Annotated in this window: 21 protein-coding genes and 3 pseudogenes; 20 read left to right on the forward strand and 4 right to left on the reverse strand. The window is 55.4% G+C overall.

Going from position 1 to position 24,138, the window contains the following annotated elements:
• Nucleotides 1-186 precede the first annotated feature (186 nt).
• The 4 genes from ACQ86O_RS10200 to metK all read right to left on the reverse strand — a co-directional run bounded on the left by ACQ86O_RS10200 (nt 187) and on the right by metK (nt 3,723).
• Nucleotides 187-570, reverse strand: a complete 384-nt coding sequence (locus ACQ86O_RS10200; RefSeq protein ID WP_431225121.1) for a hypothetical protein — start codon at nt 568-570, stop codon at nt 187-189.
• 36 nt (nt 571-606) lie between these two features.
• The gene (locus ACQ86O_RS10205; protein WP_431225122.1) at nt 607-1,512 is read right to left on the reverse strand and encodes a ShlB/FhaC/HecB family hemolysin secretion/activation protein; all 906 of its coding nucleotides are present in this window, start codon (nt 1,510-1,512) and stop codon (nt 607-609) included.
• Nucleotides 1,513-1,856: 344 nt separating this feature from the next.
• Nucleotides 1,857-2,300: a hypothetical protein gene (locus tag ACQ86O_RS10210; protein WP_431225123.1), complete on the reverse strand. Its 444-nt coding sequence runs from the start codon at nt 2,298-2,300 to the stop codon at nt 1,857-1,859.
• A 268-nt stretch (nt 2,301-2,568) separates the two neighbouring features.
• Nucleotides 2,569-3,723, reverse strand: coding sequence for a methionine adenosyltransferase (metK, locus tag ACQ86O_RS10215; protein WP_431225124.1), 1,155 nt, complete (start codon nt 3,721-3,723; stop codon nt 2,569-2,571).
• Nucleotides 3,724-4,175: 452 nt separating this feature from the next.
• On the opposite strand from metK, the gene ACQ86O_RS10220 reads away from it, so the two are divergent.
• From ACQ86O_RS10220 to ACQ86O_RS10315, 20 genes and pseudogenes are all read left to right on the forward strand, one after another.
• The gene (locus ACQ86O_RS10220) at nt 4,176-4,319 is read left to right on the forward strand and encodes a hypothetical protein (RefSeq protein WP_431225125.1); all 144 of its coding nucleotides are present in this window, start codon (nt 4,176-4,178) and stop codon (nt 4,317-4,319) included.
• 237 nt (nt 4,320-4,556) lie between these two features.
• A pseudogene (speA, locus tag ACQ86O_RS10225) lies at nt 4,557-6,532 on the forward strand (biosynthetic arginine decarboxylase).
• A gap of 411 nt (nt 6,533-6,943) precedes the next feature.
• Nucleotides 6,944-7,447 (forward strand): peptide-methionine (R)-S-oxide reductase MsrB, encoded by a 504-nt coding sequence (msrB, locus tag ACQ86O_RS10230; RefSeq protein ID WP_431225126.1) that lies wholly within the window; start codon nt 6,944-6,946, stop codon nt 7,445-7,447.
• A 16-nt stretch (nt 7,448-7,463) separates the two neighbouring features.
• A complete protein-coding gene (gene msrA, locus ACQ86O_RS10235) occupies nt 7,464-8,195 on the forward strand; it encodes a peptide-methionine (S)-S-oxide reductase MsrA (RefSeq protein WP_431225127.1) in 732 nt (243 codons plus the stop codon).
• A gap of 531 nt (nt 8,196-8,726) precedes the next feature.
• Complete coding sequence (gene speB, locus ACQ86O_RS10240) at nt 8,727-9,647, forward strand: agmatinase (protein WP_431225128.1); 921 nt, start codon at nt 8,727-8,729, stop codon at nt 9,645-9,647.
• Nucleotides 9,648-9,677: 30 nt separating this feature from the next.
• Nucleotides 9,678-10,541 carry a 23S rRNA pseudouridine(2604) synthase RluF gene (gene rluF / locus ACQ86O_RS10245; protein WP_431225129.1) on the forward strand — a complete coding sequence of 288 codons (864 nt, stop codon included), beginning with the start codon at nt 9,678-9,680 and terminating at the stop codon, nt 10,539-10,541.
• A 406-nt stretch (nt 10,542-10,947) separates the two neighbouring features.
• Nucleotides 10,948-11,265 (forward strand): non-heme iron oxygenase ferredoxin subunit, encoded by a 318-nt coding sequence (locus tag ACQ86O_RS10250; RefSeq protein ID WP_431225130.1) that lies wholly within the window; start codon nt 10,948-10,950, stop codon nt 11,263-11,265.
• A gap of 2 nt (nt 11,266-11,267) precedes the next feature.
• Nucleotides 11,268-11,576 (forward strand): recombinase-like helix-turn-helix domain-containing protein, encoded by a 309-nt coding sequence (locus ACQ86O_RS10255; protein WP_431225131.1) that lies wholly within the window; start codon nt 11,268-11,270, stop codon nt 11,574-11,576.
• A 19-nt stretch (nt 11,577-11,595) separates the two neighbouring features.
• A pseudogene (locus ACQ86O_RS10260) lies at nt 11,596-12,638 on the forward strand (Rieske 2Fe-2S domain-containing protein).
• Entirely contained in the window at nt 12,635-13,390 is a 756-nt protein-coding gene (locus ACQ86O_RS10265) for an SDR family oxidoreductase (protein ID WP_431225132.1), read from the forward strand. Before ACQ86O_RS10260 ends, ACQ86O_RS10265 begins: the two are co-directional and overlap by 4 nt.
• Nucleotides 13,391-13,427: 37 nt before the next feature.
• The gene (locus ACQ86O_RS10270) at nt 13,428-14,222 is read left to right on the forward strand and encodes an IclR family transcriptional regulator (protein WP_431225133.1); all 795 of its coding nucleotides are present in this window, start codon (nt 13,428-13,430) and stop codon (nt 14,220-14,222) included.
• 118 nt (nt 14,223-14,340) lie between these two features.
• Nucleotides 14,341-15,282, forward strand: coding sequence for a VOC family protein (locus ACQ86O_RS10275; protein WP_431225134.1), 942 nt, complete (start codon nt 14,341-14,343; stop codon nt 15,280-15,282).
• Complete coding sequence (locus ACQ86O_RS10280; protein WP_431225135.1) at nt 15,279-16,490, forward strand: NAD(P)/FAD-dependent oxidoreductase; 1,212 nt, start codon at nt 15,279-15,281, stop codon at nt 16,488-16,490. Before ACQ86O_RS10275 ends, ACQ86O_RS10280 begins: the two co-directional genes overlap by 4 nt.
• A 155-nt stretch (nt 16,491-16,645) precedes the next feature.
• Nucleotides 16,646-17,884 (forward strand): annotated as a pseudogene (locus ACQ86O_RS10285) (MFS transporter); the annotation flags it as partial.
• A gap of 21 nt (nt 17,885-17,905) precedes the next feature.
• Nucleotides 17,906-18,430 (forward strand): cupin domain-containing protein, encoded by a 525-nt coding sequence (locus ACQ86O_RS10290; RefSeq protein ID WP_431225136.1) that lies wholly within the window; start codon nt 17,906-17,908, stop codon nt 18,428-18,430.
• Nucleotides 18,430-19,248: an alpha/beta fold hydrolase gene (locus ACQ86O_RS10295; protein ID WP_431225137.1), complete on the forward strand. Its 819-nt coding sequence runs from the start codon at nt 18,430-18,432 to the stop codon at nt 19,246-19,248. Before ACQ86O_RS10290 ends, ACQ86O_RS10295 begins: the two co-directional genes overlap by 1 nt.
• Nucleotides 19,245-20,039: an SDR family oxidoreductase gene (locus ACQ86O_RS10300; protein ID WP_431225138.1), complete on the forward strand. Its 795-nt coding sequence runs from the start codon at nt 19,245-19,247 to the stop codon at nt 20,037-20,039. Before ACQ86O_RS10295 ends, ACQ86O_RS10300 begins: the two co-directional genes overlap by 4 nt.
• An 18-nt stretch (nt 20,040-20,057) precedes the next feature.
• Nucleotides 20,058-20,915 carry an aspartate dehydrogenase gene (locus ACQ86O_RS10305; protein WP_431225139.1) on the forward strand — a complete coding sequence of 286 codons (858 nt, stop codon included), beginning with the start codon at nt 20,058-20,060 and terminating at the stop codon, nt 20,913-20,915.
• Between the two features lie 78 nt (nt 20,916-20,993).
• The gene (locus tag ACQ86O_RS10310) at nt 20,994-22,463 is read left to right on the forward strand and encodes an aldehyde dehydrogenase (protein ID WP_431225140.1); all 1,470 of its coding nucleotides are present in this window, start codon (nt 20,994-20,996) and stop codon (nt 22,461-22,463) included.
• Nucleotides 22,464-22,499: 36 nt separating this feature from the next.
• The gene (locus ACQ86O_RS10315) at nt 22,500-24,137 is read left to right on the forward strand and encodes a thiamine pyrophosphate-binding protein (RefSeq protein WP_431225696.1); all 1,638 of its coding nucleotides are present in this window, start codon (nt 22,500-22,502) and stop codon (nt 24,135-24,137) included.
• Nucleotide 24,138 lies beyond the last annotated feature (1 nt).

Below are 24,138 nucleotides of genomic sequence, written 5' to 3' on the forward strand. Positions count from 1 at the left end.
AAGGCTTTGTTTTGACGTGTATTTTCAGGAAAGGCAGGAATAGAAACCATAAAAAACGGCTCTAAAGAGCCGTTCGTAAGGGCGTTGGATTTCTGACAATCCTGGCTTGCAGTGTTATTTTTTTACCTTAGCTAGCACCTGCATGCGCAAAACGTGCTTAATCTCAAACTGTTGGGAGCGGGAAGGTTACTCAGGTTTCTCAAGCAATCCAAGCAGCTCCATATCATAAAGCAAGTTCCTTTTTTCGTCATCAGAGATGTCTTCAATGAGAAGATTCAAAGGGGTTTCTTTTATAATCAAAGTAATAGCGTCGCGAGTGATATCCTCTGCTTTCTTCGGCCCTCTTCCGGCCCTTAAAATTAGAGTAAATACCTCGAACATTAGCTTTTCTATCGGCGAAAAAGGCGTGTTTTCGCATTGATAGGATGCATACCCAATTTCTAAGCCATCATAAGATGATTTTTCACCGGTCTTTTTGTTAATGTAAAGTATGTTTCTACAGCAATCATAGAAACATCCCAGTACCATTTCTCTTATTTCACCGTAAGTCATACGTTCTTCATCCATCATTTCAACCTCCCGGGGATCAGCATTACGTCGTTGTTGTCAAGAACCTCTACTATCCTGAATGGGGATGTGTTGATAAAAGTCATTCCAGGCGGCCTGGTAGCTGAACAGCCAGTAACCGTAGGGAACAGAAACGCTGCCGTTCAGGCTGCGGCTGCGGCGGTCGTGGTGAAATTCATCATCCCGTGAGGCTGACAGCGACCACTGTTCGGCCAGGTGCAACGGGTTATCCAGCACCACGCTGGCATTCATTTGCCCGGTGCCGGTGCTTTTCTGGCCGCTGTTGTCGATACCGAAGGAGAGCGAGACAGGTAGGTGGGTTGCCGTACGGCGCAAGACCACCGAGGAATAGCCGGGCTGTTTGCCGGGCTGGATATCGATGGCGACCTGCTGCGAGGGTAGTCGGTTGAGCTGCTCCATGCCCTGCTCGATATCACGCAGGTTAAGCACTCGGCCGACCAGATCGGGAAACGCCATTTTAAGCGCCAGGGTTTCCTGTCCATCCAGACTGATACCCTCAATGCGCCCCTCGCTGATGGCGACAGTCATTTCACCACCGGCGATATCCTGTTCCGGCAGCCAGGCCTGCGACGTGACATAGCCTCGCGTGATATAGGCATTGGTGGTATCGCGCACCAGGTTGTTGATGCGCGATAGCGTCAGGCAGCGGCCCTGATAGGGAGATGCCAACATATCTTTCACCGACCAGGAAAGATGTTTTGCGCCCTGAAAGGCAATGCGGTTGACGTAATGGCCGGTTTTATCTTCCGTGTCCGGCGCGGGCAGCGGTAAAGACGGCAGGTCGGTGGTATTCTGCAGGTCGTTTCGCTGCTGCTGCGCCTGCTCCAGCAGGGCTTTCTGCCGCTGCTCGATACTGTCCTGGTCGGCGGGGTTCATGGCGGGCGCTGCTTGCGCCAGGCCGGACAGCCCAAGCCAGACGGCCAATGAACAACATTCCTTGTTTATACGCAAATGAGACTCATTATCATTACACTATGTTGGTTGCAAAGTGTAAATATTTGTCAGCAAAAGTCCAGTGATTTATTTTTGATCAACCATTAGGTGACCGGAAACGGTATTGCGATAGCCTGATTGGGCATCCCCGAACCTCTCCCACCATCAGCCACCGACTTGGCTTTATGGTGTTTGCTAAGCCAACTGACAACGTTGGCTGAAGACCGATTTAAGGGCCAGGTTTAGGCCCTCGAAGGACAGCAATCTGTGCGTGGGCTTTGTCCGCGAGCAACCGGGCATTGTGGTGTTTATGCCGCTCTGCGTCAGCATCAGCATCAATGTAACGTTTGAGCAGCACGCCCCCGAGTATTGAGGAATAAAGCCGAGGGCAAGGGATGATCCGGCTGCCGCCGGCGCAATAGCCGGAGCTGCGGCCCTCTGACTTCGTCAATGTAATGTTGTTTACGATCAAGCAGTCGGATCGGTGGGTAAACGGTACGCGACCGGTCCCCTTTGGTGATCGTCACAGGCAAACTGATTAGAGGGTGTTCCTCATCATCGAGATGGGCCGTCTCCGGTGCCTGAAAAAGCTCAAGCCCGCACAACTCTTTGCGCCTTAGCCCCGTAATCAAAGCCCATTTAGCCATCAGGCGATAAGGTGGGCCCAAGTGAGCAAAAATCTGGCGGAGCTGATCTGGACGTAGTGGTCTCGGCAGATGCTCAAACTCGGCAATCGTCAGGATGTTAGCGGCCACGCTTCCCGGCCGAGCTTCTGCCATGAGCCAGGAAAGCCCCTCAAACGAAGCTCAATAAAATGAGACGGTAAAACATCGATCCAACCTCGTCTCTGGGCCCAGGTATAGAACCGGCAGACGGTTCTAATCCGGGCATTCACCGTCGAGCGAGCATAAGGATGTTTTGTATGCGGACTCGGTTGAGGCAGCATACAGTTCCGCCAGAATGAGGTACCTGACTCCGTCAGGTTTTCTAGATAGACAAAAAAACGGCGAACCAGTGGTCCGCCGTTGTGACTTCTAACCTGCAAACTTACTTCAGGCCAGCCGCTTCACGCAGTTGGGCTGCTTTGTCGGTGGCTTCCCACGGGAAGTGCTCTCGGCCAAAGTGGCCGTAAGCTGCGGTTTCGCGGTAAATCGGTTGCAGCAGATCCATCATCTGGATCAGGCCATAGGGGCGCAGATCGAAGAACTCACGCACCAGCAAGGTCAACTGTTCGGAAGAGACTTTCTCGGTACCGAAGGTTTCCACCATGATGGAGGTTGGCTCCGCAACGCCGATGGCGTAAGAAACCTGGATTTCACAGCGATCGGCCAAGCCAGCGGCAACGATGTTTTTTGCCACGTAACGCGCCGCATAGGCCGCAGAACGGTCAACTTTGGAAGGATCCTTGCCCGAGAACGCGCCACCACCGTGACGAGCCATGCCGCCGTAGGTATCAACGATGATCTTGCGGCCAGTCAGACCACAGTCGCCCATTGGGCCACCGATAACAAAACGGCCTGTCGGGTTGATGTGATATTTGGTGTTTGCGGTCAGCCACTCGGCTGGCAGAACCGGTTTGATGATCTCTTCCATCACCGCTTCTTGCAGATCTTTCAGCGCGATATCGTCGGAATGCTGGGTAGAAAGCACCACGGCATCGATACCCACGATTTTGCCGTCATCATACTGGAAGGTGACCTGGCTTTTGGCATCCGGGCGTAACCATGACAACGTGCCGTTCTTGCGAACTTCAGACTGGCGCTGAACCAGGCGATGAGCATAAGTGATTGGCGCAGGCATCAGCACTTCGGTTTCGTTGGTGGCATAACCAAACATCAGGCCCTGATCGCCTGCACCCTGTTCCAACGGATCGCTACGGTCAACACCCTGATTAATATCTGGGGATTGTTTACCGATGGCGCTCAACACTGCACAGGAGTTGGCGTCAAAGCCCATATCGGAATGAACATAGCCAATTTCGCGTACGGTCTGGCGGGTGATCTCTTCAATATCAACCCAGGCGCTGGTGGTGATCTCACCGCCAACCAGAACCATGCCGGTTTTTACGTAGGTTTCGCAGGCTACGCGCGCTTTCGGATCTTGTTCCAGAATAGCGTCAAGTACGGCATCGGAGATCTGGTCGGCGATTTTGTCTGGATGCCCTTCAGAGACGGACTCAGACGTGAAGAGGTGTTTAGCCATGGTGTTCTTTTACCTTGCATAAGACGGGTTGGAAATTACTGCACAGCGCTGGAGATCCGGGCATCAAAGCGAAGGGTCTTCCGCTGATGGCGAGATGCATCCTGCAACGCCCCTCAGGCAAAGCCGTTAAGCAGTTTATCGGTTAATCAGTATAGATGGATTAACATCTGGACGTCTATTTTAGGTCAGGCTTTAGCCGGAATGCCAGTATTTTTTTACCTTCTAGCTCTTTTGCGCAAAGCGCTACTCGCCATTTTCATCGCTTGAAACAGTTTCTGGCGAATTTTCATTTTGCATTTTGCCCGGGTGTTCGGTATAAACTGCGCGCGCGGTGAATTCCAGCCGTAGGTACCCGATAACGGGGCCGCCGCTTCATTGAACGTTCATGTTCTTACACTATATAGAGGCTTAGTCGTTCATCACGAGCGACGTGCGTGGAGGTGGTTGGATTAATGATCCGTTGTCTACCGGTTGTTGGTTCTCAACAGCAGTGCCGTTCTGGCGCGCATTCTTCTGCTATTCCCCGTCTTGTCTCTACACCATCTACCCGATGTTACACGCATCTGGGCGCTACTCAGGATTCTCGGGCCGGCTAACGGTCGTCTGAAGAACTGAACAAGGGTAGCCTGCAGCCTTCCTGTGGGATGTTTCTTGACCCGATTCACGAGGTTTGAACAGGGTGTCTTACAATAAATCTATTGGGTATAAACCGATCGCTGACCACGAACGGCAGATGAATTCACTGCTAAAATGGGGTGTTTCCGGGTTGTTCTCGCGGGAAGTAGCTGCGATAGTGGCAGACTTTGTCGCCAGCATGCAATGTGAGGCGAATAATGTCTGATGATATGCTGGGCCAATGCCCGTCAGTAGCGGGTGAAAAATTATCTTTACGCTCCATGCAGGAGGTTGCCATGAATGATCTTAATGCCAGCAAAATGCTGCGCACTTATAACGTCGCCTACTGGGGCAACAATTATTTTGACGTCAATGAACTGGGCCATATCAGCGTTTGCCCGGATCCGGACGTCCCGCATGCGCGTGTCGATCTGGCCGAACTGGTGAAAGAACGCCAAAAGGATGGCCAGCGCCTGCCTGCCTTGTTCTGCTTCCCGCAGATCCTCCAGCATCGCCTGCGTTCCATTAACGCCGCATTTAAACGCGCGCGCGAGTCATTCGGCTATGAAGGCGGCTATTTCCTGGTTTACCCGATCAAGGTTAACCAGCACCGCCGCGTGATTGAATCACTGGTCAATTCCGGTGAACCTCTGGGGCTGGAAGCGGGCTCCAAGGCGGAACTGATGGCGGTATTGGCCCATGCCGGTATGACCCGCTCAGTGATCGTCTGTAACGGCTATAAAGACCGTGAATATGTTCGTCTGGCGCTGATCGGCGAAAAGCTGGGGCATAAAGTGTACCTGGTGATCGAAAAGATGTCGGAAATCCAACTGGTACTGGAAGAAGCCGAACGTCTGAACGTGGTTCCCCGTCTGGGTGTACGTGCACGGCTGGCGTCGCAAGGCGCTGGCAAATGGCAGTCGAGTGGGGGGAAAAGTCCAAGTTCGGCCTGGCGGCGATTCAGGTTCTGAAACTGGTGGAAACCCTGCGAGAAGCGGGCCGCCTGGACAGCCTGCAATTACTGCATTTCCATCTCGGTTCACAGTTGGCCAATATTCGCGATATCGCCACGGGCGTACGGGAATCTGCACGTTTCTACGTAGAACTGCATAAGCTGGGCGTTAACATTCAGTGCTTCGACGTCGGTGGCGGTTTGGGCGTCGACTATGAAGGCACCCGTTCGCAATCTGATTGCTCGGTCAACTATGGGCTGAATGAATACGCCAACAACGTGATCTGGGGGATCGGTGATGCCTGTAATGAACATGGCCTGCCGCACCCGACGGTGATCACCGAGTCTGGCCGTGCGGTTACCGCCCATCATACGGTGCTGGTTTCTAACGTGATCGGCGTTGAGCGTAATGAATTCTGTGAGCCGGTTCCGCCGGTAGAGGATGCGCCGCGTGCGTTGGAAAGCATGTGGGAAACCTGGCTGGAATTGAACGAGCCGGAAAACCGGCGTTCACTGCGCGAGTGGTTGCACGACAGCCAGATGGATCTGCACGATGTACACACGCAGTATGCACACGGCATGCTGGATCTGACCAAGCGCGCCTATGCGGAGCAACTGTATCTGAACATCTGCAACCGCATCCAGCAGCAGCTCGATCCCAGCAATCGCGCGCACCGTCCAATCATTGATGAACTGCAAGAGCGGATGGCGGACAAGTTCTACGTCAACTTCTCCTTGTTCCAGTCGATGCCGGATGCCTGGGGTATCGATCAACTGTTCCCGGTATTGCCGCTGGAAGGGTTGGACAAGCCACCGGAAGGCCGTGCCGTGCTGCTGGATATCACCTGTGATTCTGATGGCACCATCGATCATTATATCGATGGTGACGGTGTGGCAACGACCATGCCGATGCCGCCGTACGATCCGGAAAACCCGCCAGCGTTAGGTTTCTTCATGGTGGGGGCCTATCAGGAGATCCTGGGCAATATGCATAACCTGTTCGGTGATACCGCTTCAGTGGATGTGTTTGTATTCCCGGATGGCACTGTAGAAACCGAACTTTCTGATGAAGGCGACACCGTGGCCGATATGCTGGAATACGTGCAGCTCGATCCGATCGCACTGCTGGCGAAATTCCGCGATCAGGTTAAAGAGACCGATCTGGACAGCGAATTGCAGGCGCAATTTGTGGAAGAGTTTGAAGCCGGTCTGTATGGCTATACTTATCTCGAAGATGAATAATTAAGGACTGAAAGGTTGAGCGCTATATGAGTGCTCAACCTTTACCTTAAATAGGTTGAGTCAATCCAGCTAGCTTCATAGCGAATAACGAATCCACTGTGATCGGGCATTTTTCATCTAATAATCGGGGTTACCTGTCTGGTAAAAATCCCGCCAAAGTAAACTTATCCATTTCTATCCCAGCGCTCAAACTGCTCCAATCCGCTAATAGTTTACTTCTGACTTGCTGAATCTTCTGATAGTTCTTTTATCAGGCCGAGTCCGTGGTCTGAGTTAATTTTATTATTCAAGCGGTTAAGGAGAAAAGCTCCGATGCCTCCCAAATTATCACAAATTTGTGAACTCTCCGTGAGGATTTGGCCAGACGTTTCCTTGTAGGTTGTCATCATCGGTTCTCTATTTCTGGAGGTGATGATGATGGTCAACAGACGATTTTTCATTTTGGGCGGTGGTGCGCTTTCCGCAGCCTATGCCGTGGGGTTGCTACCTGCGCTCTTTTCCCGCTCCGCGATGGCTGAACAATTTGCTGTTAACTATACCGCAGATGAGTGGCGACAGCGGCTCTCTGCCGGGCAGTACGCTATTTTGCGGGAAGAGGGGACTGAACCACCTTACAGCAGCCCGTTGAACGATGAACACCGCAGTGGGGTGTTCTCTTGTGCGGGTTGCAACCTGCCGCTGTTCTCTTCCCACACCAAGTTCGACAGCCATACCGGCTGGCCCAGCTTCTGGCAGCCACTTGAAAAGGCGGTTGCCTCCCGCCGGGACAGCTCACTGGGTATGGTTCGCGACGAAGTACATTGCAGCCGTTGCGGTGGGCATTTGGGGCATGTGTTTGATGATGGGCCAAAACCCACCGGCTTACGCTACTGCATGAATGGGTTGGCCATGCAGTTTACTCCACAGTCGGCTTAACCAGAACAGTGAGGATATGATGAAAAATGCAAATAGGCTGGCGGCCTTCTTACCCTGGTATGGCATCTGGGGCGCAGTATTGGTGGCGGCGGTACTTTGTTTTCGGGCGCTGGCCTGGCCGCTTGGCGATACGGAGACGGCAGTAGCGATCCCTGCACCAGCTCAAGATGAAGCCCCTTCAGCGGCGCGCACCGAAACCGCACTCTTTGCCGGTGGCTGTTTCTGGGGCGTGCAAGGGGTATTCCAGCATGTTAAGGGCGTGACCAACGCCGTATCGGGCTATGCCGGTGGCGCTGCTCAAACGGCTAATTATGATAGCGTGAGCGATGGGAATACCGGCCATGCAGAAGCGGTGCAGGTGACTTTCGATCCTGAACAGATTTCCTATGGACAACTGCTGCAAATCTATTTCTCGGTGGCCCACAACCCTACTGAACTTAATCGCCAAGGACCAGACAGCGGCACACAATACCGCTCCGCTATTTTTCCACTGACTGCGTCACAACAACAGGTTGCCAAAGCCTACATCGCACAGTTGAATGACAGCAAACGCTTTGCCAAACCCTTGGTGACAAGTATTGAGGAAAACGGCCATTTTTACCCGGCTGAGAGTTACCATCAAAATTATTTAACCAATCACCCCGAACAACCCTATATCGTGGTGAATGACTTGCCGAAGATTAAACAGCTACAGCAACTGTTCCCAACACAATATCGTACGGATGCGGTATTGGTGGCTGATCACTAACCCTGCAGTTTTAGTGAGTTGTTAATATAAAAGCCATTTCTTCGGAGGTGGCTTTTTTATTGGGTTATCAATTTTTTACTGGTAATGAGTAAAGTACTCGGTTTTTATTCCTTAGCTTTCGATAACACCCACATTAAGTAATGATAACCATGATGGTTTTAACAGCGTAAACAAGATGAAAATGGATTTAATAACGTGGGTGCTAACAAATAAGTACCCACTGTGACCAACGAAATCATGATCGGCAATACGTTACGCAACCGGGGCTTGGCCGTTTGATTGAGCGCTCACCGGCCAGAAACCAGCGCTTGCGCCGACAGGGTAGTGGCATTGGAGGGCGGAAGGATGGCTTCTATACTTGGTAGCGACGAGTCTCTTGAACAGTGAACGTAATACGGCGATAATTCGCCCCATCAGTAGCACAGATATCGAATCAATCCCTTTCTCGTCGGGCTAACGACGCGGGAGGGATTTTTTTATTAACGCCCAAGCGTTTGGCTAGGGGCGAACCGTTGAAATATGAGGTTAACTATGAGCACCTTAGGCCATCAGTCCGATAATTCTTTAGTGTCCAACGCCTTCGGTTTCCTGCGCTTTCCGCTGAACTTCATGCCTTACGACAGCGATGCAGAGTGGGTCATCACCGGTATTCCATTTGATATGGCTACCTCTGGCCGCGCTGGTGGCCGCCACGGCCCGGCCGCTATCCGCCAGGTATCCACCAACCTGGCATGGGAAGGGGCTCGCTGGCCGTGGAGCTTCGATCTGCGCGATCGACTGAACGTCGTCGATTGTGGTGACATCGTATTTAACTTCGGCGATGCGCAAGACATGAGCGACAAGCTGCAGGCGCATGCAGAAAGGCTGCTGAAAGCGGGTAAACGCATGCTTTCTTTCGGTGGTGATCACTTTGTCACCCTGCCGCTGCTGCGTGCCCATGCCAAACACTTTGGCAAAATGGCGCTGGTGCATTTTGATGCCCACACTGACACCTATGCCAACGGCAGCAAGTTTGACCATGGCACCATGTTCTTCCATGCGCCGAACGAGGGCCTGATCGATCCTAATCACTCGGTGCAGATCGGTATCCGCACCGAGTTCGATCGTGACAACGGCTTCACCGTGCTGGATGCTGCGCAGGTCAACGACCGCAGCGTGGACGATCTGCTGACTCAGATCAAGCAGATCGTCGGCGATATGCCGGTTTATCTGACCTTCGATATCGACTGCCTGGATCCGGCTTTTGCACCGGGTACCGGCACCCCAGTGATTGGCGGCCTGACTTCAGATCGCGCTCTGAAACTGGTGCGTGGCATGCAGTCTCTGAATATCGTGGGTATGGACGTGGTCGAAGTGGCTCCGGCCTACGATCAGTCCGAGATCACCGCCCTGGCGGCGGCGACCCTGGGGTTGGAAATGCTGTATCTGCAAGCAGCGAAAAAGCAGCGCTAAGTCCCAATATTCCGCGTTTACGGAGGAACCATGCTGACAAAACCATCTACACGTCTTAACAAATATATAAGCGAGAGCGGCATCTGCTCTCGCCGTGATGCCGATCGTTATATCGAACAGGGCAATGTTTTTATCAATGGTAAGCGTGTTGCGCTTGGCGATCGGGTATTTGCTGGGGATGTGGTCAAGGTCAATGGCCAACTGATTGAACCGCGTAACGAAGACAACCTGATCTTTATTGCGTTGAACAAACCTGTTGGTATTGTCAGCACCACGGAAGACGGCGAAAAAGACAACATTGTCGATTTTGTTAACCACAGTACCCGTATCTTCCCGATCGGGCGCCTGGATAAAGACTCTCAGGGGCTGATTTTCCTCACCAACCATGGCGATCTGGTGAACAAGATCCTGCGCGCTGGCAATGATCACGAGAAAGAGTATCTGGTTACGGTCAATAAACCGGTAACCGACGACTTTATCCGTGGCCTGGGTGCCGGTGTGCCGATGCTGGGCACGGTAACCAAAAAATGTAAGGTGAAGAAAGAAGCCCCGTTTGTGTTTCGTATCGTGTTGGTGCAGGGGCTTAACCGTCAGATCCGCCGCATGTGTGAGCATTTTGGCTATGAGGTTACCAAGCTGGAACGCACCCGCATCATGAATGTTGGCCTGTCCGGGCTCCCTTTGGGCGAATGGCGCGATCTGACTGACGATGAGTTGGTTGATCTGTTTAAACTGATTGAAGATTCCTCGTCAGAGGCCAAACCGGCGAAGAAAGCCAAACCTGCAGTGAAAAAACCTGCGGGCAATGGGCCGAAAAGTGCCGCTAAACCTGCGGGCGCTGCACCTGCCCGCAAGCGTTTTGCTCAGCCTGGCCGTAAAAAGAAAGGGCGTTGATAAGCCTGGCAGTGGCCATGATGCCTGTAGTCATGCCTCTTCCTTTTAGAGAGGATCAAGCGGAACAGACCGAGTTTGCTGGTGGCCTTGGGGTCAATCACGAGCACTGTTTGGCTCCTTCTTCCCGTGGGAGAGGGAACGGGTGAGCTGGCTGGCAACCCTTACGCTTATAACAATTTAGTCGCCTATATACGGCCCTGGTCTCTATGACCGGGGCCGTTTGCTTTCACCTTTCTCTTCATTTCATTTTTTTCGTGATCCACTCCGCAGTTGTAACCTTAAAATAACCAATCATTAACAATTCTCTCTTTGTTGGCTTGACGAAACATTCGCCATACCTATAGTGACTGTATTAAATAAGAAACTGAGTTTCATATATGAAACAATCAGATAGAGGACAGAAGCAATGAGCTGGAAGAAAGTGTGCGAAGTGTCTCAGGTAAAAGAAGATTTTCCTTTCTCCGCTAATGTAGAGGGAAAAGAGGTCGGCGTTTATTTGATTGATGGTCAATATTACGCGCTGGAAGACGTTTGCCCTCATGCCTATGCCTTGCTCAGCCAAGGGTTTGTTGATGACGGAAAAGTGGAGTGCCCGCTGCACGAAGCTGTGTTCGATGTGCGTACCGGTCAATGCCTGCGCGAACCAGGTGGCCGTGATCTGCAAATCTACCCTACCCGGGTGATCGACAATCAAATCCAAATCACCTTTATTGCGGAGGAATAAGCATGCAGCACATCACCGATTTCAACCCCTGGCTGCCGGATACACAACAGGTGATCCCGGCCCGTGAAGGTGGCAACGGCCAGATCCATCAACCCGGCCAGTTCCAGAATGTGATCTGGCAAAACCGTGCGCGAGTACCGGATGGTTTTGAAACGGCTCTGGTTGCCGCGTTGGAAGAGATCTTCGAACAGGGCGCGGAGGAGCTGGATCACATCGTCAGCGCACTCAATCAGCGCCGCCTGTTCGATCGCAATGGTCAGCCATGGAATGAAGCCGCGTTTCGCGAATTCCTTCACGTTAACGGTTTCTGAGCCGCATAGGGAGAAGACAATGACAGCTAACTCAACATCCTCCGCGCAGACGGTACAAAATTACCTGGATCAGGGGTTACGCGGTATGTGGTACCCGGTCCTGGCCAGTTGGGAAGTGGGCAATAACCCTGTTGGGATCACCCGCCTTGAGCAACAGATCGTGGTCTGGCGCGACAGCGCAGGGGGCTCCACGCGCTGGAAGATCGCTGCCCTCATCGCGGTGCTCGTCTTTCAATGGGCTGGAACCTCGGCGATCGCATTGCCTGCTGGTATCACGGCGTAGAAGTGGGCGGTGATGGCACGGTCAAAGATGTCCCTGCGGTGGATCGCTGCCCATTGGTTGGACAGAAATGCCTGCGCTCATATCCGGCGAAAGAAGCCTATGGCGCGGTGTTCCTCTATTTCGGCGTGACCGCCGATGAAGAACCTGCCGAGCTGGTCTTCCCGCAGGAACTGGCAGATGAAGAGAACTATAGCAACTTCCTGTGTACCGCCAGTTGGAACTGCAACTATCAGTATGCATTGGAAAACGTTATGGATCCGATGCATGGCACCTACCTGCACTCTTCATCGCACTCGATGGCGGAAGGGGATCGCAAGGCAGATATGGCGCTGGAGCCAACCGACAGCGGTTTCATCTTTAAAAAGAACGGCCAGATCGGCGTGAACTTCGACTGGGTGGAGTTTGGCAGCAGCGGCGCCTATTGGATGCGTCTGTCGATCCCGTACAAGAAACGCTTCGGGCCAGGTGGCCACTTCTGGATCATTGGTATGGTGGTGCCGGAAGACAAAGATCACTGCCGCGTATTCTTCTGGCGTATCCGCAAAGTGAAAGACTGGCAGCGTGATGCATGGCGCTTTATGTATCGCAACCGTCTGGAAGAACTGCACTGGGATGTTCTTGAGCAGGATCGCATCGTGCTGGAGAGCATGGCACCCAACGCGCGTGGCCAGGAATACCTCTATCAGCACGACGTCGGGTTATCCCGCCTGCGTCGTATGATGCAGAAAGAAGCACAAAAACAGCTGGCGATCCTAAGCGAGCTGGAGGCAGCGCAGTGAACGGCCTGCTGGCAGGAAAACGTATTGTTGTCACCGGCGCGGCGCGCGGCCTGGGGCGCAGCTTTGCCGCTGCGGTCGCTCAGGCCGGGGCCAGCGTGGTGATGTGCGATATTCTGGCACAAGAGCTGCGCGATAGCGCCGCCAGCCTGCGGGAGCAGGGGGCGCAGGTGGAAACGCAGGTGATCGATCTGGCGTCACCGCAATCTATCAGCGCAGCGTTCAGCGCGATAGCTGAAGGTGGCGCAATCGATGGGCTGGTGAATAACGCGGCGCTGGCGACCGGCGTGGGCGGAAAAACCATGATGGAATACGACATTGATCTGTGGGACAGGGTAATGCAGGTCAACGTGCGTGGAACCTGGTTGGTGAGCCAGGCGGCGGTTCCGCTGCTGGCCCAGACGCCCCATGCCAAAATCGTTAACGTCGCCTCGGATACTGCCTTGTGGGGCGCGCCAAGGTTGATGGCCTATGTAGCAAGTAAAGGGGCGATCATCTCAATGACCCGCTCCATGGCGCGTGAACTTGGGCCGCAGGGGATTTGTGTCAACGCTATTGCACCAGGCCTGACGCGAGTCGAAGCCACCGAATACGTGCCAGCCGAACGCCATCAGTTGTATGAGCAGGGCCGGGCGCTGGTTGGGGCGCAGCACCCGGACGATGTCACCGGCAGCGTGCTTTACCTGCTGTCGCCATTGGCGAATTTTGTTACCGGCCAACTGATACCGGTCAACGGCGGTTTCGTGTTTAACTGACCGCCTGACGGACAGGCAAACATTTTGAGGGAAGCACATGGCAGACGATCAAGCGTGTAAATATCTGATCCCGGGGTTGGATCGCGGGTTACAACTGCTGTTGGCATTTGGCGAGCAGCATAAGGAAATGACCTTCGCAGAATTACATCGCCTGGTCGATATGCCGAAGGCGACTGCCTACCGGGTCGTGCAGACGCTGGAACATTTGGGGTTCCTGGAGCGCAATCCGCGCACCAATACCTTTGCGCTGGGGATCAAAGTGCTGCGGTTGGGCTTTGAATATATCGCCTCGCTGGACGTCGCCCAGGCTGGCCAGCCGGTGATTGAGCAACTGCGCGATCACAGCCAATGCAGCAGCCACCTGGCGATCCGCGATGGGCACGACGTTATCTATATCGCCCGCGTCAGTGCCGTTGGTTCGCAGATCAATCAGGTCAGTGTAGGAACCCGTTTGCCGGTCCATCGCACTTCTCTTGGCCGCATGTTGCTGACCAGCACCAGCCGCGAAGAGTTCGATCGCCTGTTCCCAAATGAAACCTTACCCGATACGGCGCCGGGCACGCCAGCCAACCGTGAAGCGCTATGGCAGATGGTGCAACAGGATAAGGCCCGGGGCTATGTGATTGGCGAGTCCTTCTTCCGCCTCGGCATTTCCTCGATCGTTTATCCGATCTTTAACCGTGAACAGCGGGTGGAGGCAGTGGTCAGTATTATGGTGCCGTTCGAGGAGATCCCCAAAGCGGATCGCGAACGGTTGCGCATCGACGTACGGGATGCCGCAGTGAAAATCTCCGGCCTTTTAGGTGCGCCACCGCAGGCAAATGTCGGCTAGGCACTTTCGCCAGCCAGACAGAATTTTTGACTCAGGTAGGGATTAGGCCCATGACCATCATGGGGCGGGGTTCGATCATGCCTGAAAAACGCATTCAGCGAGAACGTGAGGCACAATAATGAGCATAACCGGAATCGAAAAGCTGGAATTTGGCGTTGAAGATCTGCCAGCGTGCGAAAAGTTCATGCAGGACTTTGGTCTGCAACCGACGCTACAACATTGGGGCGAACCACGCCGTGAATTCACTACGCTGAGTGGGGCCAGTGTGGTGCTCTATCCGCAGAACAGCGAAAAGTTACCGGCGCCGTTTGAAGCCGGTTCCACGCTGCGCCGTATGACCTGGGCGGTTGAAAGCCCGGCAGCGTTGGCCGCGTTGCAACCCCGGTTGGCGCAGATGCCCGGTTTTCGTCAGGTCGGGGAAGAGCTGGAATGCCAGGATCCCAACGGGATGACACTGCGTTTTGCGGTTAGCGCACAGCGGGCGGTGGATCTGCCGGTTTCGCCGATTAACCAATGGGGCGATGTCCGGCGTATCGACGAACCTAGCCCGGTTTATGCCAAAGCTGAGCCGGTCAATATCGGCCACGTGGTGTTTTTTGTTGAAGATCTGGCCGCCACCGAACGCTTCTACTGCGATCTGCTGGGCTTCCAGGTTTCTGATCGCTATATCGATCGCGCCGTTTTCCTGCGCACCCAGGCACGCGGCGGCCACCATAATCTGTTCCTGCTGAAACTGCCTAACCGCCCACGGGGCCTGAATCATGTTGCCTTCACCGTGCGGGATATCCATGAAGTGATCGGCGGCGGTATCGCGATGAATAAAGCACAGTGGAGCACCTTTATCGGCCCAGGCCGACACCCGATCTCCTCCGCTTACTTCTGGTATGTCAACAGCCCTACCGGCGGTGCTTTTGAATACTACACCAATGACGATTACCTGACGGAAAACTGGCAGCCGCGTGAACTGGAGCATTCGCTGGTGTCGTTTACCGAGTGGGCGGTAGAAGGCGGGATCGATCACGATACTCGCCGCCAGCATAAGAAGCCGGGGGCAGTATGAGCCAGCCAATCCGTGCAGGTATTGTCATTGTCGGTGGCGGCCAGGCTGGCGGTTGGGCGGCGAAAACGCTGCGCGATCGTGGCTACAACGGCAAGCTTACGGTGGTGAGCGACGAACCTTATGATTTTTACGAACGTCCACCGCTCTCCAAGGCCGCGCTGCTGGATGGCAATGCGCCGCTGAGTCGCCTGTTCAGCGAAGAAGCCGTTGCAGCAATGAATATCGATTGGCGTCGTCCATTACGGGCCGAGGCCATTGATGCGCAACAGCAGACGATAACGCTCAGCGACGGCAGCCAGTTGCAGTTCGAACAGCTACTGCTGGCCACCGGAGGCAGACCACGCCTGCCGGATGCCAGTTGGGCCAAACATCCGCGAGTGATGACCCTGCGCTCCTGGGATGATGCGGCGCGCCTGCGCCAAGGTTTACTGCAATGCCAGAAACTGGCCATTGTTGGTGGTGGCTGGATCGGGCTGGAAATTGCCGCCTCGGCACGCAAGCTGGGGGTTGAAGTCCAGGTATTTGAACGCCAACCGGCGTTGTGCATGCGCAGCGTTGGGGCCGACGTTTCACAGGCCTTGCTGGAACTGCATCAACAGCAAGGCGTAACCGTGCACTGCGACTGCGGCGAAATTACGCTTGAAGATCGCGCTGGTGAAGCCTGGGTTGGCAGCACCAGCAGTGCGGCACAACCTTTCGATCTGGTAGTGGTGGGCATAGGTGTCGAGCTGAACCTGGAGCTGGCGCATAGCGCCGGGTTACGGGTTGATGCCGGGATCGTCGTGGATGGGCAAGGGCGCACCAGCCACCCGGCCATTTTTGCCGCCGGTGACGTAGCACGCCATCCAACGCTTGGCCTGTGCCTGCAATCCTGGGCTTATGCACAGAATCAGGCGATCAGCACCGCTTGTGCAATGCTGGATGGGTTTGCCGCGCCTTACGACGATGTGGCCTGGCTATGGTCAGATCAATACGACGCCAATATTCAAATTCTCGGCGTCCCTACCGGTGGCGTCCACCATATTGTGCGGCGTACACCTCAATCACAGGTGTTTTTCACACTCAATGCCGACCGGCAACTGGTGCAGATGGTGGCGTTTAACGACGCACGCACCATCAAGCTGGGTAAACGTTGGCTGAGCAGTGGCCGGGTACTGGATCCGCAGCAACTGGCGGATGTGGAGTTTTCTCTGATGGCGTTGAAATAACGCCGGACCTGAGGGCAATGCGGTTCAGCTTAGGCTAACCCGTTCCTTCTCCCAGAAGGAGAGGGGTTTTAACCTGAGCATCGTGCGTTTTATTGCCTGTCTGAACGGCATTGCGACCTAAAGGAGCGTTTCATGACTACGCAAGATATTGACGCCCGCAGCGATCGGGTGGGGAAGCTGTTGCCGAAAATTCGCCAACCAGCGTGCGTTGGTCGGTACCAGCAGCCCTGTTTGCCTGCGTATTGCTGGCATTTTTTGACAAGATCAGCATCGCGGCGCTGTTTTCTGACGCCGAGTTTCAGCAGGCGATGGGGATTGGGTTTGATCCCACCCGGCTCGGGTTGCTGATGAGTGCCTTTCTGTTCTCCTACGGTTTCTCTTCCATGTTGTTGAGCTGCATTGGCGATAGGCTGAACCCGGTCAAAGTGCTGATTGGCATGATGGTGACCTGGGGCGTGCTGATGGTGTTGATGGGAATGACACGCTCTTATCACACCATGATGACGTTGCGCATTCTGCTCGGCATCGCCGAGGGGCCACTGTTGCCTATGGCCTATGCGATTGTGCGCCAGGCTTTCCCACAACGTTTGCAGGCACGAGCCACCATGTTATGGCTGTTGGGTACGCCGTTAGGTGCCGCGTTGGGCTTCCCGGTGACGCTGTACATCCTCAGCCGCTTTAACTGGGAAACCACCTTCTTCTTTATGGCGTTCCTGACCCTGCCGGTCATGCTGTTGGTGCTGTTTGGCATGCGCCACCTGAACGTGGCCCGTCCGGCGGTGAGCGCGACCAGTAAACCGGCGATTGCCGAACGCAAACAGCTACGCCGCGAGCTGTTCCGCACCCCGCATTTCTGGATGATTTGCCTGTTTAATATCGCGTTTCTGACCTATCTGTGGGGCATGAACGGTTGGCTACCAAGCTACCTGATCAAGGGCAAAGGTATTCATCTGGAGCACGCCGGTTATCTGTCGTCATTGCCGTTTATTGCCATGTTGTTCGGTGAAGTGGTGGGGGCCTGGCTGTCGGACAAACTGGATCGTCGCGCGCTGGCTTGCTTTGTCTCGCTGTGTGGTGCCGGTATCGGTCTTGGGGTCGTGCTGCATCTGCAAGGCACCTACAGCGTGATCGCCGCGATGGCTTTCAGCACCTTTATGTGGGGAGCCGGTGCGCCAAACATCTTCGCATTGTTAGCCAAGGCAACCAGCAGCCGGGTGAGCGCAACCGCTGGCGGTATTTTTAACGGGTTAGGAAATTTTGCCGGTGCATTGGCACCGGTGCTGATGGGGGCGCTGATCGCCGCCACCGGCAATATGGATAACGGCTTGCTGTTCCTGGTGGTGATGGCCTTTATCGGCTGCACCATTCTGCTGCCGCTATTGAAGAAATATTGATGCAACTGAAGGAGAGACAATATGTCCCAGGTTGAGAACAAAGCCGGCGTCAAGCCGCAGGATCTGACGATGGAAAAGTGGGTGGAGTCGCGTATCGCCCGTTTCGAAGGCCGCAAATATGACTGGAACGCGCTTAAGTTCCAGGCTGATTACGATCCGAAATATCGCCGTGCTCAGATGCGCTATATCGGCACTGGCGCTACGGGCGTGGTTAGCGACATCAACACCATTCCGGCAGGGAACTTCACCTTCTCCACCATGGTGTTGCCGTCAAAATGCGAAGGGCCACTGCATTTGCACGACGATGTGGAAGAAGTGTTCTTCATGCTTAAAGGTAGCATCACGCTGATGATCCAGGACGGCGAAGAGTATTACGAAACCCTCCTGAAAGAGCGTGATCTGATTTCAGTACCGGCGGGTATCTATCGCGGCCTGTTTAACCACGGCGAAGAAGAAGCGCTGATGTGTGTGATGCTCGGCACCGCCAAGCCGGAAACCCCGACTTACCCGGCTGATCATCCGTTGTCCAAAGTGAAGCGCAACTGATGAACAGCTTACCGGAACGCCAGCAGGGGGATTGTGGTGGCTTCAGGCTCAGTTGGCGTGAAGCCGGGCACGGCCGGGCTGTGGTTTTGCTGCATGGTATCAGTTCTGGTTCTGCTTCCTGGGTAAAGCAGTTCAGCGATGGTGCTCTGACCGATGGCCATCGTCTGATTGCCTGGGATGCTCCGGGTTATGGCGGTAGTGCGGTTTTGTCACAGACTGAACCGGACGCTGCCGCTTATGCTCAGGCATTGGCGGCCCTGATCGGCGAGCTGGAGTTGCAACGGCCATTGATCGTTGGGCATTCGCTCGGTGCGTTGATCGCCAGTGCCTATGCGGCTGCCAATCCAGAGGGTTTGAGAGGTTTGGTGCTGGCTGATCCGGCGCAGGGTTATGCCACCGCCACAGCGGAAAAACGCCAACAGGTGTATGGCCAGCGCAAGCAGATTATCGAAACGCTTGGCCCGCAAGGCTACGGCGAACAACGTGCGGCGGCGCTGCTGCGTGAAGGTGCGGACCCGCAGGATATTGCCTGGGTGCGCTGCGGTATGCAGCAACTCAACCCCGCCGGTTTTCTCAGTGCCGCGTGGATGCTGGCAAACGACGACATCAAGCAATACCTGTCGCGTTACCAGGGGCCGTTGCAGGTGTGGTGTGGCAGCGTTGACCGCATCACGCCACCGCAGGGCGCGCAAACGCTGGCACAACAACAGGATGTGGCGATGCGGCTAATCGACAACGCCGGGCATGCCAGCTATCTCGATGCGCCAGCGGTGTTTAACCGTTATTTGCAGGATTTTACGGGGGCAATCCAACCATGAATTTTCAAATTGAGCGGCGGGTGGCGGTAGTCACCGGGGGATCTTCGGGGATCGGTTTTGAAACGCTGCGCCTGCTGTTGGCTGAAGGGGCACGGGTAGCCTTCTGTGGCCGTAATCAGTACAAGCTGGCCAGTGCGCAAGCCAGCCTGCGCGAAGAGTTCCCGCAGGCGGAGATCCTGGCATTGCGCTGTGACGTGCTTGATGCCGCGCAGGTGACTCAGTTTGCGGGGCAGGTTAACGACCATTTTGGCACGGTCGATATGTTGATCAACAACGCAGGGCAAGGCTTTGTTGCGCACTTTGATCAGACCCCGCGTGAGGCCTGGTTGCATGAAGCGGAACTGAAACTGTTCGGGGTGATCAACCCGGTGCAGGCATTTTTACCGGCGCTGGAACGTTCAGATATCGCCTCGATTACCTGCGTCAACTCGCTGCTGGCCTTACAACCAGAAGAACACATGATTGCCACCTCGGCGGCCCGCGCCGCCTTGCTTAATATGACGCTCACGTTGTCGAAAGAGCTGGTGAGCAAAGGGATACGCGTCAATTCCATCCTGTTGGGCATGGTGGAGTCTGGCCAATGGCGTCGGCGTTTTGCCGAGCGTCAGGATAAAGAACAGAGCTGGGAACAGTGGACGGCGGCCATTGCCGAGCGGCGGGGTATCCCGATGGGGCGCCTTGGTAAACCCCAGGAGCCAGCGCAGGCCTTGCTGTTCCTGGCATCGCCCATGGCGTCCTTTACTACCGGAGCGGCGCTGGACGTTTCCGGCGGCTTCAACCGCCATGTGTAACCTGATAAGGCAAAAAAGATGAAAAAGATCATGATGATTGGTTACGGCGCGATGGCGAAAGAGGTTCTGGCACGCCTGCCGGAAGGCGTGGAAGCCGCTTGGATCGTGGCGCGTGAAAAATATCATGCCGAGATTGCAACTGCATTTGCCGGGCGGGCGCAGGCGTTGACCCATCCAGACCAATGCGCCGGTCAGCCGGATCTGGTGCTGGAATGTGCCAGCCAGCAGGCCGTTGCCGAATTGGGTGAGGCTATCCTCAAACGTGGTTGGCACTTGGCGGTGATCTCCACCGGCGCACTGGCCGATGCCGCATTGCAACTACGCTTGCAGCAGGCCTGTGCGCGTCATCAGGGGCAGCTCATCGTGCTGTCCGGTGCGGTGGCGGGTATGGATGGTCTGGCTTCAGCGCGTGAAGGCGGATTGGAAAGCGTGACCTATCAATCCAGCAAAAGCCCTGCCAGCTGGCGCGGGAGCCACGCGGAAAAACTGATCGATCTGAATGCGATCAGTGAAGCACGGGTGTTTTTTGAAGGCTCTGCCCGTGAGGCCGCGCGTATGTTCCCTGCCAATGCCAACGTGGCGGCAACCATTGCGCTGCACGGTTTGGGGATGGATGCCACACGTGTGCGCCTGCAGGTGGATCCGCATACCCAGCGAAACACCCATCGCCTGCAGGTCTGTGGCCAGTTTGGCGAGTTCCAGATTGAGCTGTGTGGCAACCCGCTGGCCAGCAATCCGAAAACCTCAACGCTGGCGGCACTGAGCGCGGTGCAAGCCTGCCGCAGTCTGGTGAGCGGTGGTTTCATATCCACTGGATTTGAAGTCGTAACCAGGCGGCAGACTTGTGAGTCCCCAGGCGCTTATTCCGGTAAGTGACTGGAGTGAACGAGTGCAGCCAACAACGCTGCGGCTTGAGAGACGAAGGATATATTGCCTGAATGGCAGGAGTTAAGTATGACAACGTTAAAGATTTTTCTTGCCGGGCGCTGGTGTGAAGGACGCGGTGAAGAGATGAGCTCGGTTTTCCCGGCAGACGGCAGCGTCAATGCTCGCCTGCGCGCAGCCAGCGTTGAGGATGTGAATGATGCCGTCGCGGCGGCAGAACAAGCCTGGCGGGCTCCGTCCTGGCGTGGTCTGGTTCCTCATCAGCGTGCGGCAATCCTGTATCGCGTCAGCGATTTGATGACTGAGCAGGTGGATGCGCTGGCGTTGTTGCAAACCCGCGACAACGGTAAGCCGCTGGCGGAAACCCGTGGTCTGGTGATGAGCGCGGCGGCTACCGCTCGCTATTTTGCTGCTGCCTGCGAAGTGCTGGAAGGGGAGCTTCCTACTCAGCGCAATCGGGAAGTGATGACGCTAAGCCAGTATCAGCCTTTGGGCGTTATTGCGGCTATCACGCCCTGGAACTCACCGATTGCCAGCGAAATGCAGAAGGTCGCTCCGGCGCTGGCGGCAGGCAACGCGGTGATCCTCAAACCGGCAGAAGCTACCCCATTGATGGCGTTGAAGCTGGCTGAATTATTCGAACAGGCAGGCTTGCCTGCCGGGTTGCTCAGCGTATTGCCGGGCAAAGGTTCGGTGATTGGTGAAGCCTTGGCTCGCCATCCGCTGGTGAAAAAGATCTCCTTTACCGGTGGCACCTCCACTGGTCGCCATCTGGCACATGTCGCTGCGGAAAAACTGATCCCTACCTCGCTGGAGCTGGGGGGCAAATCGCCGACCATCGTGCTGGAAGATGCGGATCTGGAACAGGCGGCGCGTGGCATTTGCTACGGTATTTTCAGCTCGGCTGGGCAGGCTTGTATCGCTGGGTCACGGCTGTTTGTACAGCGTGCGCTGTATCAACCGTTGCTGTCTCGCTTATGCGAGCTGACCGCCGGGTTGCGTATTGGCAACCCGTTGCAGCCAGGAGTCCACCTGGGCCCGCTGATCAGCGATAAGCATCGGCAAAGCGTGGCGGATTACGTGGCGCTGGCACAGCAGGAAGGTGGCCGGGTGCTGATTGGCGGCGAAGCACCTGCCGACCCACAGCTGGCGCAGGGCAGCTATTACCTGCCGACCATTATTGAAGGGTTGAGTAACCGCGCCCGTACCTGTCAGGAAGAGATCTTCGGACCGGTGCTGGTGGCCATGCCATTTGATGATGAAGCGCAGTTGATCGAACAGGCCAACGATTCGGTGTATGGCCTGGCGGCAGGTATCTGGAGCCGTGATTTTACTCGTGCCATGGCGCTGGCCGAGCAACTGGAAACCGGCACCGTGTGGATCAACACCTACAAAACGTTCTCGATTTCCACGCCGTTCGGCGGGTTTAAACAAAGCGGCCTAGGGCGTGAGAAGGGCCTGCATGGCATCCAGGCCTATATGCAGCAAAAGAGTTTGTATCTTTCCCTTAGCAATCAGCCTAACCGCTGGAGCGAATAACGCACCTTACGACTTAAGAAAACAAGAAGGCAGATGATGAGCGAAAAAATTACGGTTGGTGAGGCGATAGCCCGAACTCTGGAACAGTACGATGTCGCGGCGATGTACGGCATCATCTCGATCCATAATCTGCCGATTGCCGATGCGGTGGGGCAGCGTGGGGCAATCCGCTTTGTACCGGCGCGTGGTGAAGCCGGGGCCGTTACCATGGCCGATGCTCACGGGCGTTTTTCCGGTCTGGGTGTGGCACTGACCAGCACTGGCGCTGGTGCGGGTAACGCGGTGGGCGCGATGATAGAGGCGCTGAATGCCAACACGCCACTGCTGCACATTACCGGGCAGGTGGAGAAAGCTTATCTGGATGCCGATGCCGGGTTTATCCATGAAACCAAAGATCAACTGGGCTTCCTGCGTGCCTGTTCGAAGCAGGCTTACCGGGTCAATTCGCCAGAACAGGCAGTGGCGGTGATCCAGCGTGCGATCCTGGATGCACAGACCGTGCCCTGTGGCCCGGTAGCGGTGGAGATCCCGATCGATATTCAAAACAGCCTGGTGCCAGCCAACCTTGTCGGGAAGCCGGTCTTGCCGCCAGCGCTGCCTGCTACGAATGAAACGGCGGTTGAACGTCTTTACCAGCAGTTGAAGCGCGCCAAGCGCCCATTGCTGTGGGTGGGTGGCGGTGCGCTGGCCTGCCGCGACGCGGTGAAACAGTTGGCGGATGCCGGCGTGGTCGTGATCTCCAGTACCCACGGCCGTGGGATCCTGCCGGACAGCCACCCGCGTAGCCTGCGGGCATTCCACAATTCGCCAAGCGTTGAGGGGATCCTGACGCAGTGCGATTTGACGCTGGTAGCCGGTTCGCGTCTGCGTAGTAATGAAACCCGTACCTGGTCGTTGCCGCTGCCGCGCCCGTTGGTGCAGATTGATATCGATCCGGCGGCTGCCAACCGTAATTATCTGGCGGATGAGCAGGTTTATGGCGACTGTGGTGCTTTGCTGAGTGCGCTGGCCGCGCGTTTGGCACCCGGCGAGAAAGTGAATGCCGCCTGGGATACCGAGATCGCCAGTGCGGTGCAACAGGCGGAGGTGGCGCTACGCCAGCAGTCTGGTGAATATGCCAAGTTGAACGATGCCATCGCCGCCGCGTTGCCGCAGGATGGCTTGCTGGTGCGTGATATCACCGTGTCTGGCAGCGTCTGGGGCAGCCGTTTGTTCCGGGCTATCTCACCTTTATGCAATATCCACTCGCTGGCGGGGGCAATCGGCATGGGGTTACCGATGGCGATCGGCACCGCTATCGCCAACCCACAGCGTAAAGTTGTCGGCCTGGTTGGTGACGGTGGTTTGGCTCTGGGTTTGGGAGAGTTGGCAACCATGGCGCAGGAACAGGCCAATATCACCTTATTGATCATGAACGACGGCGGTTATGGCGTGATGCGTGGCATTCAGGACAAGTATTTCGCCGGGCGTCAGTATTATAACGAGCTGCACACACCGGCATTCTGTCAGGTGGCCGAAGCCATGGGGCTGAAAGCCTGGAAAGTGAGCGATGCCGCGCAGTTTGGCGGAGTGCTGGCCGAGGCGATTAACTACCCTGGGCCGTCGGTGGTGGAAGTCGATATGAAAAATGTCGGGCCATTGACCTTTGCCGGTCCGCCACAGAAGCTGTATTGAT

Source organism: Serratia sp. L9 (assembly GCF_050632285.1).
Taxonomy (GTDB): Bacteria; Pseudomonadota; Gammaproteobacteria; order Enterobacterales; family Enterobacteriaceae; genus Chania.